The sequence below is a fragment of the Pseudalkalibacillus sp. SCS-8 genome, assembly GCF_040126055.1.
Lineage (GTDB): Bacteria > Bacillota > Bacilli > Bacillales > Fictibacillaceae > Pseudalkalibacillus > Pseudalkalibacillus nanhaiensis.
On sequence record NZ_CP143541.1, the window covers coordinates 838,529 to 854,897 of the forward strand.

At 44.3% G+C, this 16,369-nt stretch carries 15 protein-coding genes; 8 read left to right on the top strand and 7 right to left on the bottom strand.

The annotated features are described in order from the left end of the window. The first annotated feature begins 41 nt into the window (after positions 1 to 41). Positions 42 to 800: an oxygen-insensitive NADPH nitroreductase gene (nfsA, locus tag V1497_RS04300; RefSeq protein WP_349409738.1), complete on the top strand. Its 759-nt coding sequence runs from the start codon at positions 42 to 44 to the stop codon at positions 798 to 800. Positions 801 to 870: 70 nt separating this feature from the next. Further along, a complete protein-coding gene (locus V1497_RS04305; protein WP_349409739.1) occupies positions 871 to 1,026 on the top strand; it encodes a hypothetical protein in 156 nt (51 codons plus the stop codon). A 33-nt stretch (positions 1,027 to 1,059) separates the two neighbouring features. Here the strand turns inward: V1497_RS04305 and V1497_RS04310 are convergent, their stop codons facing one another. Then, positions 1,060 to 1,602: an NAD(P)H-dependent oxidoreductase gene (locus tag V1497_RS04310; RefSeq protein WP_349409740.1), complete on the bottom strand. Its 543-nt coding sequence runs from the start codon at positions 1,600 to 1,602 to the stop codon at positions 1,060 to 1,062. A gap of 295 nt (positions 1,603 to 1,897) precedes the next feature. Here V1497_RS04310 and V1497_RS04315 point away from each other — a divergent pair, with 295 nt between their 5' ends. Further along, positions 1,898 to 4,018 (top strand): ATP-dependent Clp protease ATP-binding subunit, encoded by a 2,121-nt coding sequence (locus V1497_RS04315; RefSeq protein WP_349409741.1) that lies wholly within the window; start codon positions 1,898 to 1,900, stop codon positions 4,016 to 4,018. Between the two features lie 46 nt (positions 4,019 to 4,064). Here the strand turns inward: V1497_RS04315 and V1497_RS04320 are convergent, their stop codons facing one another. The 3 genes from V1497_RS04320 to V1497_RS04330 form a co-directional block, all read right to left on the bottom strand. Continuing rightward, positions 4,065 to 4,805, bottom strand: a complete 741-nt coding sequence (locus tag V1497_RS04320) for an ABC transporter permease (protein ID WP_349409742.1) — start codon at positions 4,803 to 4,805, stop codon at positions 4,065 to 4,067. After that, complete coding sequence (locus V1497_RS04325) at positions 4,802 to 5,713, bottom strand: ABC transporter ATP-binding protein (protein WP_349409743.1); 912 nt, start codon at positions 5,711 to 5,713, stop codon at positions 4,802 to 4,804. The genes V1497_RS04320 and V1497_RS04325 overlap by 4 nt, the downstream gene beginning before the upstream one ends. Before the next feature lie 112 nt (positions 5,714 to 5,825). After that, a complete protein-coding gene (locus V1497_RS04330; RefSeq protein ID WP_349410747.1) occupies positions 5,826 to 7,349 on the bottom strand; it encodes a sodium:solute symporter family protein in 1,524 nt (507 codons plus the stop codon). Positions 7,350 to 7,749: 400 nt separating this feature from the next. On the opposite strand from V1497_RS04330, the gene V1497_RS04335 reads away from it, so the two are divergent. Further along, positions 7,750 to 8,649 carry an EamA family transporter gene (locus tag V1497_RS04335; protein WP_349409744.1) on the top strand — a complete coding sequence of 300 codons (900 nt, stop codon included), beginning with the start codon at positions 7,750 to 7,752 and terminating at the stop codon, positions 8,647 to 8,649. 260 nt (positions 8,650 to 8,909) lie between these two features. Here V1497_RS04335 and hpaB read toward each other — a convergent pair whose 3' ends face one another. From hpaB to V1497_RS04350, 3 genes are all read right to left on the bottom strand, one after another. Continuing rightward, complete coding sequence (gene hpaB / locus V1497_RS04340; protein ID WP_349409745.1) at positions 8,910 to 10,370, bottom strand: 4-hydroxyphenylacetate 3-monooxygenase, oxygenase component; 1,461 nt, start codon at positions 10,368 to 10,370, stop codon at positions 8,910 to 8,912. A 168-nt stretch (positions 10,371 to 10,538) separates the two neighbouring features. After that, positions 10,539 to 11,138 carry a GNAT family protein gene (locus tag V1497_RS04345; RefSeq protein ID WP_349409746.1) on the bottom strand — a complete coding sequence of 200 codons (600 nt, stop codon included), beginning with the start codon at positions 11,136 to 11,138 and terminating at the stop codon, positions 10,539 to 10,541. 274 nt (positions 11,139 to 11,412) lie between these two features. Continuing rightward, a complete protein-coding gene (locus tag V1497_RS04350; RefSeq protein WP_349409747.1) occupies positions 11,413 to 12,087 on the bottom strand; it encodes a hypothetical protein in 675 nt (224 codons plus the stop codon). 174 nt (positions 12,088 to 12,261) lie between these two features. On the opposite strand from V1497_RS04350, the gene V1497_RS04355 reads away from it, so the two are divergent. From V1497_RS04355 to V1497_RS04370, 4 genes are all read left to right on the top strand, one after another. Next, positions 12,262 to 12,960: a response regulator transcription factor gene (locus V1497_RS04355; RefSeq protein ID WP_349409748.1), complete on the top strand. Its 699-nt coding sequence runs from the start codon at positions 12,262 to 12,264 to the stop codon at positions 12,958 to 12,960. Next, the gene (locus tag V1497_RS04360) at positions 12,950 to 14,362 is read left to right on the top strand and encodes a HAMP domain-containing sensor histidine kinase (RefSeq protein WP_349409749.1); all 1,413 of its coding nucleotides are present in this window, start codon (positions 12,950 to 12,952) and stop codon (positions 14,360 to 14,362) included. Before V1497_RS04355 ends, V1497_RS04360 begins: the two co-directional genes overlap by 11 nt. A gap of 98 nt (positions 14,363 to 14,460) precedes the next feature. Then, the gene (locus V1497_RS04365) at positions 14,461 to 15,072 is read left to right on the top strand and encodes a TetR/AcrR family transcriptional regulator (protein ID WP_349409750.1); all 612 of its coding nucleotides are present in this window, start codon (positions 14,461 to 14,463) and stop codon (positions 15,070 to 15,072) included. 18 nt (positions 15,073 to 15,090) lie between these two features. Further along, on the top strand, positions 15,091 to 16,365 hold the full coding sequence (locus V1497_RS04370) for an MFS transporter (protein WP_349409751.1): 1,275 nt from the start codon (positions 15,091 to 15,093) through the stop codon (positions 16,363 to 16,365). Positions 16,366 to 16,369 lie beyond the last annotated feature (4 nt).

Genomic DNA, 16,369 nt, shown 5'->3' on the forward strand with positions numbered 1-16,369 from the left:
AAAATAGTACAACTGAAACTTACAGAGTAAGGGTGAAGGAAATGAACGAAACCATTGAAACGATACTGAATCATCGAAGCATCCGAGCCTTTAAGGATGAACCGTTGACAGAGGATCAGATTACAACGATTGTCAAAAGTGCTCAAGCTGCAGCAACTTCAAGCTACCTGCAAGTCTATACCATTATCGGTGTTAAGGATCCGGCTAAGAAGAAGAAGCTTGCAGAGCTCGCTGGGAATCAGGAATATGTAGAGAAGAACGGGCATTTTTTCGTCTTTTGTGCTGATCTCAATCGTCATAAGATCGCTGCCGAAATGGAAGGGCTGACTGAGGATGAAGTCGTCGAGTCGCTCGAATCTACCGAAAAATTCATGGTTGGAACAATCGATGCGGCACTTGCAGCTCAAAATGCCGCGCTGGCAGCAGAATCAATGGGTCTTGGGATTTGTTACATCGGTGGATTACGGAACAATCTTGAGGAAGTATCCGAGGTACTGAAGACGCCTGATCGGGTCATTCCATTGTTCGGAATGTGTGTCGGTGTTCCAGATCAGAATCCGGATAAAAAGCAACGTCTGCCAATGGAAAACATTTATCACGTAGACGAGTACCAGCAGGATGAAACAGAGTTCATCGAGCAGCTGGCCCGCTATAATGAAGATATCGCAGACTACTATCGAGTACGGACACAAGGAGAGCGCACACACACATGGACGCAGATCATCGCGAATAAGATGAGCAAACCGATGAGGCTCTATATGAAAGATTTCTTGAAAAGCATCAAGATCCCGTTGAAATAATTTCAGGTGCATACAGTCGGCGCGCTCCGTTCAAACTATAAACAGAGTGAAAAAACAGGAGGGCGTTCCGATGACAAAGCGTAAGCAATTGAATGATAAGACGAAGCATCATAACCAGACACCTAAGGAAAGTTTGCCGGACATCGAGATAGCAGAGGAATTGGCAAAGGGTGCAAACAAGTTGCGAGATGAAGACTTACCTGATCGAGAAAAACAGGAATTCTAAATAAGGAAAGGACAGCCAAATGGCTGTCCTTTTTTACGTCTGCTTCAATTGTTTATTTAGCTCTAGGGCTTGCTGGTTTGCGAGATTGTCTTCAGATATTTCACCAGGCTTGACTGCTTTCCCGATGATATAACCGCCGAATTCCAAATCGATGAAATCAAAAATGTAATTGAACTGTTGGATGAGTGGCAAGGCTTTGATTTTTGGGTCGTCCCCTCCACAACAAATGACATATGCCTTCTTTTTTCGTAATTCAGCTTTAAAATCGTAGCGTTCGTCCCGCAAATTCTGAGAGAACCGATCGACGAGGTCCTTCATCAAACCGGACATCCCATACCAGTAAACAGGCGTTGAGAAGACGATGACATCGTGGTCAAAAATCATATCGACAATCTTATCATTATCGTCATCAACCGGTTGGAACCCACCAGGCTCATGGCGGAGGTCATCAATCGGTTGGATCGTGTAATCCCTTAAGTGGATGTGTGTCGCGTCCAATCCTTCCAACGCTTTTTGTGTAAGCTGTTCTGTATTTCCGTTCGGTCTTGCACTACCGTGTATCGCTAAAACCTTCATATTATGTACCTCCTAAAAAGCGATTCTGCTCTTTCACTATATCGAAGACCCTAGGTCATTGCGAGTAACTAGCCTCGGATAAGCACGTTCTTTGCATACATCCCATACATCTTGTTACCATCAAAAAACCATCAAAAATTGGCAAAAAAAAGTGAAACAAAATACTTGAAAGTCAAAGAAGGTCAAACTATACTATAGACAAAGGTCAAAGATAGTCAAAGTCAATTTTTGATAAAAGTTAAGGGTTCATAAAAACTTCAATCAAAAACTCTACATGAACAAGGAGGTCATTATTATGCGTTGCCAACACTGTCAAGTAAACGAAGCCAATGTACGAATGACTCTTCACATAAATGGAATTACGAAGCAGATCAGACTCTGCCCGAAATGTTATAAAGAAATCCAAAATGAAATGAAGCAGCCTAGCAATATGAATCCTTTCATGGGCAATAACATGGGCGGATTCAATATGAATGATTTCATGGGACATCAGGAACAAGCTGGACAAGCTTCACCTGGTAAAGGTCAAAATGGAGGCGGTCTACTAGACGACCTTGGCCGTAATCTGACAGATGCAGCAAAAGCTGGTCTCATCGATCCGGTCATCGGTCGTGACAAGGAAGTAGAACGCGTCACAGAGATATTGAACCGCCGAAACAAGAACAACCCTGTTCTAATCGGTGAACCGGGTGTAGGTAAAACAGCGATTGCAGAAGGACTTGCGTTGAAAATCGCAAACCAAGAGGCACCGAAGAAGCTGTTGAACAAGCAAGTCTATATCCTGGACGTTTCTTCACTCGTTGCCAACACTGGAATTCGAGGTCAATTCGAAGAACGTATGAAACAGCTCATTTCAGAAGTAAAAGAACGCAAGAACGTGATCCTTTTCGTAGATGAAATCCATCTCCTAGTTGGTGCTGGATCTGCGGAAGGTTCCATGGACGCAGGAAACATCCTGAAACCTGCGCTTGCACGTGGAGAGCTGCAAGTCGTTGGTGCAACAACGCTTAAAGAATATCGTCAAATCGAAAAAGATGCAGCTCTTGAACGTCGTTTCCAACCTGTAATGGTCAAGGAGCCGACAGAAGATGAAGCTGTGGAAATCCTACAAGGGTTGAAAGAGAAGTATGAAAAGTACCACGAAATCCGTTACACAGATGAAGCGCTCAGAGCTTGTGTAACGCTATCAAAACGCTACATCCAGGATCGCTTCCTACCAGACAAAGCGATCGACCTCATGGATGAAGCAGGTTCTAAAATGAACCTAAAACATTCAGGTACAAGTGAAGATGAAGTGGAAGAACGTCTCGCAGAAATCGCGAAAGAAAAAGAAGAAGCAACCCAACAAGAAGATTATGAGCGAGCTGCAAAACTGCGTGATGAAGAACTGAAGCTTCAAAAACAAACAACGACAAAGCCGGAGGATATGCCTGAAATCACTGTGGAAGATGTGCAATACATCGTCGAAGAAAAAACAGGTATTCCAGTCCGCAAGCTCCAAAACGATGAGCAGAACAAGCTGAAGAACTTTGCACAACGTCTTGAATCCAGTGTCATCGGTCAAGACGAAGCCGTACAAAAGGTGGCGAAAGCGATCCGCCGAAGCCGTGCGGGGCTGAAGTCCAAGGTTCGACCAATCGGTGCATTCCTGTTCGTCGGACCGACTGGGGTCGGTAAGACCGAACTGACAAAAACGCTGGCGAAAGAACTGTTCGGTTCCAAGGATGCGATGATTCGACTCGACATGAGTGAGTATATGGAAAAACACTCAGTCTCTAAGCTTATCGGTTCACCACCAGGATATGTCGGTCACGATGAAGCAGGACAGCTCACAGAGCGTGTGCGCCGTAATCCTTACAGCATCATCTTGCTTGATGAGATTGAAAAAGCACACCCGGATGTCCAGCACATGTTCCTTCAAATTATGGAGGATGGTCGACTTACAGATAGTCAAGGACGTACGGTAAGTTTTAAAGATACAGTCATCATCATGACAAGTAACGCTGGAACAGGCGACAAGAAGATTAAAGTCGGATTCGAAAACCACGGATCTGAAGCAGTATCCGTACTTGAAAGCTTAAGTGCTTACTTCAAGCCTGAATTCTTGAACCGTTTTGACGCAATCATTCCATTCAACGAGCTGTCTCAAGAACACCTTGTACAAATCGTTGACCTCATGCTGGATGATATCCGTGAAATGGTGAAGGATGAAGGTCGAGAAATTGAAGTGACAGAAGAAGCGAAGAAACAGATCGCTTCAATCGGATACGATCCGCGATTCGGTGCCCGACCAATCCGTCGCGTTCTTCAAGAAAAAGTAGAGGACGGCATCGCCGATCTACTGCTTGATGAAGACGACGTAACGAAAATCAAAGTGGATTTCGTGGATGACGAAATTGTCGTAACAAGAGGATAATTCAAGAAAAAGACCCAGAACTCTTTCTGGGTCTTTCTTACATATCTTATTTCTCACTCCATCGAAAAAATCGGGAGGCGAGGATGATAGAGACCACAGCTATTCCGAGCAAGACGCCAACTTCGAGTGGGTAGTCAGTAATTGGTGCTTCATTCCAGGTGCCACGCAACAATTGGATCACATAGTAAAGGGGCAAGACTTTCGCGACATATTGTAAAATCGTCGGCATGAAATCAAGCGGAAAGGTGGCTCCCGATAAAAATAACATCAAGTTCAGGAACAAAGAACTGATCGCTGCTGCAGCTTGTGTGTTTTTCGCAAGAGAAGTCAAAAACAGCGCAAAAGGGAAAAAGGCGAGAATGCTGATCAATAAAGCGAGTAACGTACTACCGATGTAACTGGGTAGCGTGAGGCCATACATCAACATGCCGAACACCATCAAGAGGACTGCTGAAATCAAAAAGATGACCGTTCCCTGGAACGTGTGAGCGGCAAGGATTTTCCAGGGCTGTAAAGGAGTAGATTGATAGCGGCGCAGCACACCGGTCTCGCGGTAGCCTGCCAACACCGTTCCGAGAGTGAAGAACGAGGTTGTCACGATATTGACCCCGATCCAAGAAGGGACGTATAACTCAGCAAAGGTCATACCGTTCATGTCATTGCCGTCGAACATGGAACCAAACAGCCAGATCATCAGCACAGGGAATAAGAATGTCCAAAATACACTCAAGCGATCCCTGAAGAACATTTTCGTCTCTAGACTAGCAAGCTTCACCATCGCCGTCATGCGGATCGCTCCTTTTCCAGGTAGTGGACGAACAGATCGTCAAGCGAGCCTTTTTCAAATTTGAAGTCTTTTAAGGTGAGGCCTCTTTCGTGACAATAGTTGAAGATATGATAAGCGGTGTTCTGCTGGTCATCGCTGAACACTTTGTAGGTAGGTTGATCTCGCTCAACCCTAATGACATTAGGAAGGGACAGCAAATAATCATATTCCAATCCATCACATTCGAACGCCAGATAGTGGACCGCCATTTCATCCAAGAGCTCTTCTGGTGTGTTGAGTGCTTTCAATTGACCTCCATAAATCATAGCCACCCGGTCACAAAGCTTTTCTGCTTCTTCCATGTAGTGCGTCGTAATGACGATGGTACAGCCCTGGTCTTTCAGGAGTCGAATCATCGACCACATTTCCCTTCGTGCATGGGGATCGAGCCCCATGCTGGGTTCATCCAGAAACAGGATTTCGGGATGATGAAGCGTAGCAAGCGCCAAGGTTACTCTTTGCTTCCAACCACCGGATAAATCTTCAAAATGAGCATTCAGCTTTTCGCCTAATCCTAATAAATCGATCAGGTAATCTTTTTGGGTCGGTTTGTTGTAAAAAGATGAGAACAGGTCCAGCGCTTCCTTCACTTTCATTTTCTTCTGAATGGAAGTCGCCTGGAACTGGACACCAATCCGTTTGTTCAACTCTCTCAGTTGTTTGCTTGGAACGAGCCCTAGAACATCGATCGTTCCGCTGTCTGGCTTTCTGATGCCTTCTAGCATCTCGATTGTTGTTGTTTTTCCAGCACCGTTCGGTCCGATGATCCCGAAAATTTCCCCTTTACGCACGGAAAAAGAAATTTCCTGAACAGCCTGTACCTCTCCGTACTTTTTCGATAAGCCTTCAACCGTAATGACGTGATCCATAATTTCCCCTCCTCTAGATCATGCTTTCATAAGTTATACGTTATGATGATGGATTAGTTTCATAAAAAAAGTACGAACTTTTTTGCAAAGTTCGTACGAAGTAAGAAGGGATTTAGCGTTCTTCCGGTTTTAGGAGCGGTTGTGGTGGTGATGCTTTCTGTGTCAATTCCGATACGATGAAGATGGTGATGAACCCAGCGACCATAGCAAGTGTCCGGAACGGGAATAGAACAACCCCTTCTTCTACCATCGGATAAGGCAGGAATTTCGGTAGACCGATAATCGGTTCGCCGCCTCCGATTCGTAAGAAGAACGATACGATCAGCCCTGCAATCGAGCCGTATTTTGTCGCCCGCTTATAAAAGAGGGCCAGCGTCAATTGAGGGAACAGGATGACATAGACCAGATCGGCCGCCAAATACCAGAGGGCATAGACGCTTTTGATACTCAGTGCGATGATGGTTGCTGCAACTCCGACCAGGATAATGGTCCGTTTGATAACCTTCTTCAATTCTTCTCCAGAAGCTTTCGGTTTGAACAAAGGACGATAGACGTTCCAGGATGCCATTGATGAAGCTGATAATATTGAAGAATCCATGGACGACATGACCGCTGCTGCCAATGCGCCGAGACCGATGGCCGCGACGATCGGCGGGGTCATGTATCGTAGAACATAAGGTAAAATCATCGCCGGATTTTCAGGTTCTGCAACCCCAAGACTCGCCCAATCGACTGCAAATCCTGCCATGCCGATCAACACGGCTGGAACTGCTGCAATGATACAGATGAAGCCTGCAGTGATGGATAGCCACATCGCCGTTCGAGGTGTGTTTGCTGATAAGACCCGTTGGAAGTACACCTGCCAAGGAATACCTCCAAAAATCAAGAGAAGGGCATAGTCCCACCAATTCCAGTAGTAGTTCCCCCAGTCAGGGTGATTCCATCCATCGATGGGAGGAAAGAGATTCGCCAACGTGCCCATCTCTTCTTTATATGTGTCCCAGGTCGCATCCAATCCACCAGCATGGCCTAAGGCAAATGGGATGACGACGAACAATCCGAGGAGTACGATACTCATCTGGATGACATCCGTGAAAGCGACCGACCACATTCCACCGACAACGGTGTAGGCGATTGCGATTGCTGCCGAAACAATGATCGACGTCTGAAAATCAAGCCCAAGGATCGTTCCGAATGTCGTTCCGAGTGCTGTAAGTATCGCGCCACTCCAGAAGACTTCACCAAGAAGGGCAGGGATGTAGAGTACGCCGGCTACTCTTTTACCGAAACGCTGTTCGATCGGATCGATCATTGTCATGAATTCATAGCGTCTCATTTTTCGGGCAAAGAAGATACCACCGATGATCAAGCTGAGCGCATATCCCCAAGGAGCTTGAGCCCAAGCGATCCCGGAAGAGTAGGTGTATTCCGCCGTTCCTGCTATGTAACCTCCACCTACCCAGGTTGCTGCCATCGTGAACATGGCAATCCATAAAGGGAGGGATCTTTTTGCTACCATCATATCGGACATGGACTCGGATTTCTTAGCTGCCGAATAGGCGCCGATATAATAAATGATTGCATAGAAAATGATCATCGAAATGAAGCCGCCCCAGTGGATATTTGGATTGGTCATCGCTAAATAGATGAAGACGATCAGAACCAGGGTTGCAAATATGCCTTGTTTAAAAAAACGATGCTTTGTAATGTTTGCCACGCTTCAACCTCCATTCAAAATCGTATTTTAAATAGAAATTTGGTGTTATTTTACTGCTAATGAGTTCAGGGATGTAAAGCTTCTTTTAGTTTGGCTTAAAGTAGAGGAACTAATCATTTGGGACACATTTTTCACAGGGAGGTAGGTACATTGATTACATAGCCTCAATATTTGGAAGTTAAACATAATCGGTGACGATGGCCGTCTTCACGTACAAAATGTTAGAGTGGCAAAAGGCATATCATTTTAAAAAAGGAATTTCAGAGAGCTTCTCGAAGTTTAGGGGAGAATTCAACATAAAACGTTAGGAGACATATATGTGAAGACATCGGCTTATGTATTCATTGCAATGGGGGCAGCCCTATGGGGATTGATCGCCATCTTTGTTGAAGGGCTCTATACTTACGGATTCACAGCACTACAGATCGTTGCCATCCGTGTGATCGTCGCTGCTGCTCTACTCATCCTGTTTGTCTTGCTCAAAGACCCGAAGCTGTTGCGGATTCATTGGCGAGATAGTAAATATTTCATTGGAACCGGCATACTCAGCATAGTCTTTTTCAATTGGTGTCTGTTTACTGCAATTAAAGAAACGTCAATTGCAGTGGCAGCGATTTTACTCTATACCGCGCCGGCAATCGTGACGATTCTTTCGCGCTTCCTGTTCCACGAATGGTTTACCAAGCGTAAAATGATTGCTTTAGGTATGACCTTCATCGGATGTATGTTCGTAATTGGAATCGTACCAGGAGGGGCAAGTGCTTTTTCGTTATTTGGTGTCTTAACAGGTCTCGGTTCAGGGCTAGGTTATGCGCTGTACAGTATTTTTGGGAAGTACGCCCTGGCGAAATACTCTTCACTGACAGTCATCACATATACTTTTATCATAGCGTCTATTGCGCTCATTCCGTTTACAGGTCTTTGGCAAATGACGGATCAGTTGCTTGAAACGGGGGTGCTGATCAATGCAGGAGGGATCGGATTCGTTTCGACAGTCCTTGCTTATATGCTTTACACAATCGGTTTGCAGTTCGTCGAGTCCAGCCGAGCATCCATCACAGCAACAGTCGAACCGGTCGTGGCGACGCTTGTCGGTGTCACGTTATTCCATGAAAACCTCACGATGTGGCAGATCATTGGCATTCTTCTCGTCATGAGTGCGGTCATCATCGTGCAAGAATCAAAGAAATGGAAGGTACAGCAATCCTTAGCGCAATAGGACGGAAGACACGCGTTCTGGGTTCTAGTCTGAGATGAAAATCAATCCGGAGACTGAAGAAAATCCAATCTGCTGACCGTTAAGAAAGAACGTTGAAAATCGTACACTGATAGTACCTTAAAACTTGAAGGAGCGATTTTCATGTATAACTATTATGAAATCGAAAGAATCATCATCGAAAATGTTAAAAAGCCCAATCGCAAATAGAATAGCTGGAAACGAAATTCCATGCTTTCATTACAAAAAGGCAGCTGTCCGATTCAGCTGCCTTCTTCTTTCTTCTCGTTTTCCAGTTTCAAGAAATCTCTGACCCTGTTCATTTGGTTATCTCGTCGATAGCCCATATATAATCGTTTGGATAAACTTAAAGGACCACCGAAGAAATATTGTTCATAGAGAGATTGTCTCGTGCCGAAAGCACTCATGGATAAATCCCATGCGAGCCGGAAGATTTTCACGCGATCCTCCGCACTTGCATTTGCACCTTGGAGATACTTGTCGATGTCCTCACGAATCGGTGAATCGAAATCCTTTTCCCCTGGAATCGATACAAGTCCGCTTGCGCCAAGCTTTTGAATGATATCATTGAACATTGGATAGATCTTTGCATAATAGGTGAGAGCTGCATGAAGTGGCTCTCTCGCAGGTGTCATTGTACCCCATCGATCCTCTTTCGCTTGGATTTCTGATGAAAGGACAAAGGCTTTCATTGCTTCCAATGCGATGATGACATCAGCCACTTTTTCCTGCACATGGTCATATCCTCCAATATTGATTGCTTCGACCATGAGTTGAATCGTACCGAGCAGAAATTCTGTTTTGACGATGCAACGGTTGGCGACCTGGTGGACCGTATGCTGGAAGAAGCTTGATTTATCGTATATAGCCCTTGATAGCTCCAGGTTCTCATAAAAGAAGATTTTCTCCCATGGGACGAGGACATCATCAAATACGACAATCGAGTCCAATTCGTCGAACCTGGATCCGAGCGGGTGATCGAATTGGGATTTCCCATAGTCAAATGACTCCCTTGCTATGAAACGGAGTCCTGGTGTATTTGCTGGAATCGAGAAGCCGTTAGCGACACTGAACTCGGTTATGCCACCCTGTGGAAAGACCAATATTTCATCTGTCAATCCGCCTTGGGTAGCCAACAAGCGAGCTCCTCGAATGATGATCCCGTCTGTCGTCTTTTTCGTAATATGGGCGGCAACCCTCTCATCAGCAAATTCAATATGAAAACGCGCTCTGTTCGTTTGTGGATGTACGAATGTATGTGTAAAAGATAAATCCTCTTTTGTCGCTTTTTCGTATAAATCAAGCATGTTCTGGCAAAATCTCGGGTCCTGTGATTTCAGCATATCTGCAGCCTGGGTGAAGGTCATCAGAATGGTGTTCAAATAATCAGGCGATCGACCCAGCAACCCTCCGCACGTGCGTGCCCACTCTTGAACCGCAACTCTTCTTCTCGCCAGATCCTCTTTCGTCTTTGGAGGAAGGAAAGCCATCCCTGCGCGTTCACCGGGTGCCAATTCAAACGACATCTTTTCAATCTTATCCTTCTGGTTCTGAAAGTCATATAGAGCAGCCTTGCTTTTCATGATTCCTTTTAAAGCAGGGTGATCTGACAAATTCCCCTTCACTTGTCCGCCATCGACCCAAATTTCCGGTTTCAAGTTGTTGATGCGATCAATGTATTGTTGCCCATTGATAAGTGCCATAGACTAAACCCCTTTAGTAAAACCGATCATACTTTTACCATATGCAGGAAGGGACATGAAGGTACGGAAACTAGTACCAATTCATGGCCCATATGAACGAGCTGAAAGCTCCTCCCAGACACATGTAATTGTATAACCGGTTTTATTTGGGGTTACAGTTATGACGTTTTACAAGGACATTCGATAATCAAGCATCGTACGTTCCAGCTTTTCCTTCACCTTCGGCCATTCTTCCTCAAGGATGCTGTAATACACGGTATCTCGCATATGGCCATCCGGCATCATAACGACCTTGCGCAAAACGCCTTCACGAATACCACCAATGCGATCAATGGCATTTTGCGATCGGATATTCCGAGCATCTGTTTTTAATTGTACCCTTACAGCAGCAAGGTTTTCGAAGCAATGCTTCATCAATAAGTATTTACATTGTGTATTGACACTCGTTCGCCAAACGGACGGGGATAACCATGTCCAGCCAATTTCGAGATGTCGGTCTTTCTCAGAGATATCAAGAAAACGGGTGCTGCCGACCAGCATTTCCTGCTTGTGATCGTAGATGACGAACGGGAATTCAGAGCCTTGTGCTTTTCGTTTCAAAGCCTCATCGACAAGCATTTCCATATCTTTTAAAGACTGAATATTCCTCGGCATGTAAGTCCAAATTTGAGGGTCTCGTCCTGCTTCGTACAAGTCCTTAACGTCTTCAGCTTCCATCGGTCGAATGGTTACACGCTCACCTTCAAGTGTGACGGGTTGTCCCCACATTTTCTTACCCCTCCATGGAATTCAATTTTCATTCTACTTACATATTCCATCTGGATGTTAGGATTCCTCTCGATATTCAGCTGAAGCTTTGTTTGATTTTTCACTAAAAAGGAAAGCTTTTTTCGCATTTATTGGAACAGAAGCGTAAGGAGGCGACTCCAGCGTTGCCCGCGGAAGGTGCCCGCCTGAAGCTGTTCAACTTCAACACTTTTCTTCTACAGTGCACAAAAGAACCCTTGCGGAAATGGCAAGGGTCTTCATCTGATAAAATTGCTCAGTTTATCCGTTCTTTGATGTCAGAATGGACTTTTTTCATTTCGGCTTTGAACTCTTCTTTGTCGAGGTTGAAGTGTTCAGCAAACTCTTCACGGGTATGACCTTCTTTCTTATAATTCAAGACTTCTGTGAGGTCTGTACCACTTACTTTCGAAATGACGGCCGCTCCAATCAAATGCCGAAGTCCGATTTCGTCTACCAAATAACCGTTCAATTCCTGGACCTCTTTACCTGTATACGCACTCAAGTATTCCAAGATTTCTCCTTTATGGGCATCCAGCTCCGCCTGCCATTTTTTCCACTTATGCTTATGCTTGTGCTTCCTCACCTTTTCTTCATCGACGCCGAAGTGCTCCGCGGTTTCTGTCCATGAGCTTGTTTCCTTATAAATGTTCAGTACATCTTCGATTGGTTTCTCTGCCAGGTGGGAAATATGAAGACCCTTGAAAATCTCTCTTTTCGTATAACCGTCATCTAACAATGCTTGGAATTCTTCTTTAATGAAATGTTTTTTGAAATGGTGATGACCAAACCGGTTCATCTCACCGTCATGTTCTTCCATTACGATTGTCGGTGTATCTCCTGAATCAGATGAGGCTCCTGCCCATTGAGGTAAAACCATGCTTAATGCAGCAATTCCGATTACACCTGCCCATACTCCTTTTTTCTTCATATCCAACTCACTCCTTATCGGTTCGTTACAAATAGCTTATCCATCAATTATGAACAAATTATGAACGAACCTTGATGAAACCATTAATAATTTAGAAATCTTTACAAAATCCCCAAAAAGGCTTGTGCAACCAGTAAGATAGACATAAGTATCTTTGACGAAGATGGTGAAAAGGTGAACATATTAGTGATCGAGGACAACGACAGTGTCTGTTCCATGCTTGAGATGTTTTTTTCAAAAGAGGGATATAATGGCGAATTCATCCAGGATGGTTCAAAGGGTTATGCACGCTTTCAACAAGGTGATTGGGACCTTGTCATTCTGGATTGGATGCTTCCTGGTATGGATGGTGTGACGATCTGCAGGAAAATCAGAGAAGAGAGCAGGGTTCCCGTTATCATGCTTACTGCAAAGGACAGTGAATCCGATCAGGTGCTTGGATTGGAACTAGGGGCTGATGATTATGTTACGAAACCGTTCAGTCCGCTTGCACTGATGGCAAGAATTAAAGCAGTTGCCCGCAGGTACCAGATGAAGACTGAGCCAAATCATCTCCATATCATCGAAACGAACCATCTCTCCATCAATAAGGATACACGGGATGTTTTCCTCGATGGGGTGCGGGTTGACGATCTTACTCCAAAAGAGTTCGAACTCCTCTATTATCTAGCTAAAAATCACCGACAAGTTTTCTCGAGGGAACAGCTGCTCGAGCGAGTGTGGGGCTATCAATTTTACGGTGACGAACGGACAGTGGATGTCCATATCAAGCGCTTGAGGAAAAAGGTCGGTTCTAAGGCTAATCCTGTCATTCATACCGTTTGGGGGGTTGGTTACAAATTCGATGAGACGGTGAGTTCAAATGAGGATTAAGTACTTCCACCAGCTCCTTGGAAGCCATATCAGCATATTGATCATTGCGTTTTTACTGCTTAGTATCCTTTTTACTCGTTTTGTGGAAGGGTACGTGTTTCAGAACAAAGTGAATGAATTGAAAAGCTATGGGAACCAAATTGTGTATGAGAGCCCAGTCTTTGATGAGAAACCAGGGGCGAAAATGGCTTTTGCAGCGTATGTGGAATTATTACGTGCAAGAGACGTACGGTTTGTGAAGTTCGATCAAAAGGGAGCCATCCTTTCTCCGAACAAAGCGATTTCAGGCTTGAGACTTTCGGGCGCAGAGTGGGCAAAGCTTCATGAGGGAGAGGTCGTGTCTGTAAAACAAGATTTAAGACGTTTCGATCAGGACGTGACGATGGTCGCGTTCCCGAAAATGAATGGGGACGAGCTCGTGGGTGGAGTACTGCTTATATCACCAATTAGTGGAACGAGGCAGTTCATCCAACAGTTGAATAAGTATCTTACCGTTACGATGGTTGTTTCGTTAGGCGTTGCGTTCCTGATAAGCTGGTTCTTATCCAAGTATCACGGCAGAAGAATTCTACGGTTACGGAATGCAGCTTCTGAAATTGCTGCAGGCAACTATGAGGTTGAAGTCCCCTATAAAAAGTCAGATGAAATCGGTGAGTTGACGAAGGATTTCAATGCAATGACGAAGCAATTGAAGGCGTCCAATGAAGAAATCTTGCGACTGGAAGCACGAAGGAGAAAATTCCTGAGCGATGTATCCCATGAAATGCGGACTCCTTTGACGACGATTCGTGGCGTGATTGAAGGGATCCGAAACGAAATGATACCGGATAAAGATCGGGATAAGTCGATGGAGCTTGTGGAAAAGGAAACGAGAAGGCTGATCCGGCTCGTTAATGAAAACCTTGATTATGAAAAAATCCGTTCAAGTCAGGTCGTCCTTGAAAAGGAATCGATCCCTTTACGCGAGGTTTTTGAAGTCATTAAAGAACAGCTGTCTTTTCAGGCGGATGATAAAAAAAATGAAGTCGTGTTATCGGTGGCTGGTGATTTGACGGTATTCGCGGATTACGATCGGCTTGTCCAGATTTTATTGAACATCACCCAGAACAGTATGCAATTTACGACGGACGGTAGGATTGAATTGCGTGGGAAGAAAGGCAATGGGGAAACGGTCATTGAAATTGAAGACACAGGCATTGGTATCGACGCAAAAGACATCGAATCGATCTGGGATCGGTTTTATAAAGCGGATTTGTCTCGTAAGAATAATCCTTTAGGGGAATTCGGACTTGGATTATCCATCGTGAAGCAGCTCGTCGAATTGCATGATGGGACAATCGACGTTGAAAGCTCGAAAGGGAAGGGGACGAAATTCAAGATCATCCTACCAGACTCGAATTAAAGAAGCGGTTCATCCGCTTCTTTTTTTAAACTTTACAAATGGAAAATAGTGACGTAAAATATTGATTGATTAATCAATCATTTTTTGAGGTGATAGAAATGACAGCACAAATAGGAAAGAGAGAAGCAGCTAAGCAAGCGAAACGAAAACGTATTTTGGAGGAAGCGACCTACTTATTTTCTAGCAGAGGATATAAAGAAACGACCATACAAAAGATTGCAGAGGCTTCAGAAATCAGTTTCGGAAGTGTGTTCACCTATTTCGAGACAAAGGAAAAGCTACTGGAAGCGGCTATCTTGGAACCCCTTGAAGAAGTCAGAAACCATCTGCTTGTCATTGACTATGAAACAGAAGATGTATTAGGCGAGCTCAGACGTTTAATATCGAGGAACATTCAATTGTTTTCTACAAATCGAGTCTATCTCCAGCTCATCCAGCAAGTGTTGGGAAGACCTGAAAGTCATGAAGAATACGAAGAAATTGCGAGGGTATTGGATAACTTTTTCAATGAATTTGTACAAAAAGTGATTCCTCTCATTGAGAAAGGTCAACAACAAGGACGATTGAAAACACAAGATCCCGAGGTGATCGCCATGGCTTATTTCGGTTTTCTCAATGGAATCCGGTTAACGATGGGACTCGATGAAGATCACATTCTATGGGAAAAGTTCATTGAGCCAGCCTACCAATTATTTGGTCCGATTGAATAGGAAGGAGTTTTTCTTTAAATGAAATTCCGTGAGCTACATCCGAATATCCAATTGAGGATCATCGTACAATTTCTTTCAATGCTAGCTACTACGTCCATCATTCCCTTTCTAGCCATTTACTTTGCCAAGACGATTGGTGAAACGTTGACAGGAATCTTTTACGTCGTGGTAATTCTATCTGGAGTTATCGGAGGTTTGATCGGAGGACACCTGTCGGATCAGATCGGACGTAAGAAATTGATGGTGGTTTCAGAATTGATGGTAATGCTCACCTATATAGGGATAACGATGGTGAACGCTCCCTGGCTTGAGAGTCCTTATGCTACCATCGCCCTCTTTATCGTGAATATGTTTTTCAGCGGTATATTCATTCCTGCTGCTCAAGCGATGATCATTGATGTAAGCTCGACGGAAAATCGAAAATACATCTATGCGATCTCTTATTGGGCAACAAACGTAGCGACTGCACTAGGTGGAATGATCGGAGCCTTCCTTTTTGCGGATTATAAATTTTATCTGTTCATATTCATCTCAACTGTTACTGGACTTTCATTTTTAACGACCCTATTATTCATCAAGGAAACACATACCCCCAGAAGAATCCAACCTCATGAACGGAAGCCTGTACAAAAGCCTTCCATTTTACACACCTATTCCCGGGTATTCAAAGATAAAGTTTTTTTACTATACATCACAGCTAGTATTTTTATCTTATCGATTGAATTGCATTTAACGAATTATATTGGCGTCCGACTGGAAAAGCAGATGAACGTACAGACTTTGTTTTCTTTTCAGGATTGGGAGTTTGCAGTAGACGGAATTCGAATGCTCGGCTTTCTTAAGACGGAAAATACAGTCCTCGTTGCTTTATTCGCTGGTGCTGTGACGCTCATCATCAAACGATACCACGATCGGTTGAATTTTAACCTTGGAGCTTCTTTATTCGTGGGTGGCTTTACAGTAGCGAGCTTCAGTTTAAACCCATGGGTGCTATTATTGGCGATCGGTCTTGCCTCCTTTGGAGAGCTGATGTACATTCCGATCAAGCAGTCTTCGTTAGCCAATCTGGCACCTGATAACGCGCGGAGCTCTTATATGGCGATTGATGGATTCACCTATTATTTCGCTTCCATTATTGGAGCGTTGTTCATCACACTCAGTACATTCGTCAGTCCTGTCATGATGTCACTCATCATTTTCACTTCCGGCCTCGCAGGAATGTATTTCTTCAACAAGGTCATAACGCAAGTGCAACTTAAAACAAATACAAGTAGTCAGGAGAAGGCGGTTTAATAAA

Excerpts from the sequence above, each read along its gene's own strand:
- V1497_RS04310 (WP_349409740.1), bottom strand. The coding sequence starts at position 1,602 with ATGAAGGTTTTAGCGATACACGGTAGTGCAAGACCGAACGGAAATACA.
- V1497_RS04305 (WP_349409739.1), top strand. The coding sequence starts at position 871 with ATGACAAAGCGTAAGCAATTGAATGATAAGACGAAGCATCATAACCAG.
- V1497_RS04315 (WP_349409741.1), top strand. The coding sequence starts at position 1,898 with ATGCGTTGCCAACACTGTCAAGTAAACGAAGCCAATGTACGAATGACT.
- nfsA (WP_349409738.1), top strand. The coding sequence starts at position 42 with ATGAACGAAACCATTGAAACGATACTGAATCATCGAAGCATCCGAGCC.
- V1497_RS04320 (WP_349409742.1), bottom strand. The coding sequence starts at position 4,805 with ATGACGGCGATGGTGAAGCTTGCTAGTCTAGAGACGAAAATGTTCTTC.
- V1497_RS04350 (WP_349409747.1), bottom strand. The coding sequence starts at position 12,087 with ATGAAGAAAAAAGGAGTATGGGCAGGTGTAATCGGAATTGCTGCATTA.
- V1497_RS04325 (WP_349409743.1), bottom strand. The coding sequence starts at position 5,713 with ATGGATCACGTCATTACGGTTGAAGGCTTATCGAAAAAGTACGGAGAG.
- V1497_RS04365 (WP_349409750.1), top strand. The coding sequence starts at position 14,461 with ATGACAGCACAAATAGGAAAGAGAGAAGCAGCTAAGCAAGCGAAACGA.
- V1497_RS04360 (WP_349409749.1), top strand. The coding sequence starts at position 12,950 with ATGAGGATTAAGTACTTCCACCAGCTCCTTGGAAGCCATATCAGCATA.
- hpaB (WP_349409745.1), bottom strand. The coding sequence starts at position 10,370 with ATGGCACTTATCAATGGGCAACAATACATTGATCGCATCAACAACTTG.
- V1497_RS04345 (WP_349409746.1), bottom strand. The coding sequence starts at position 11,138 with ATGTGGGGACAACCCGTCACACTTGAAGGTGAGCGTGTAACCATTCGA.
- V1497_RS04370 (WP_349409751.1), top strand. The coding sequence starts at position 15,091 with ATGAAATTCCGTGAGCTACATCCGAATATCCAATTGAGGATCATCGTA.
- V1497_RS04330 (WP_349410747.1), bottom strand. The coding sequence starts at position 7,349 with ATGACCAATCCAAATATCCACTGGGGCGGCTTCATTTCGATGATCATT.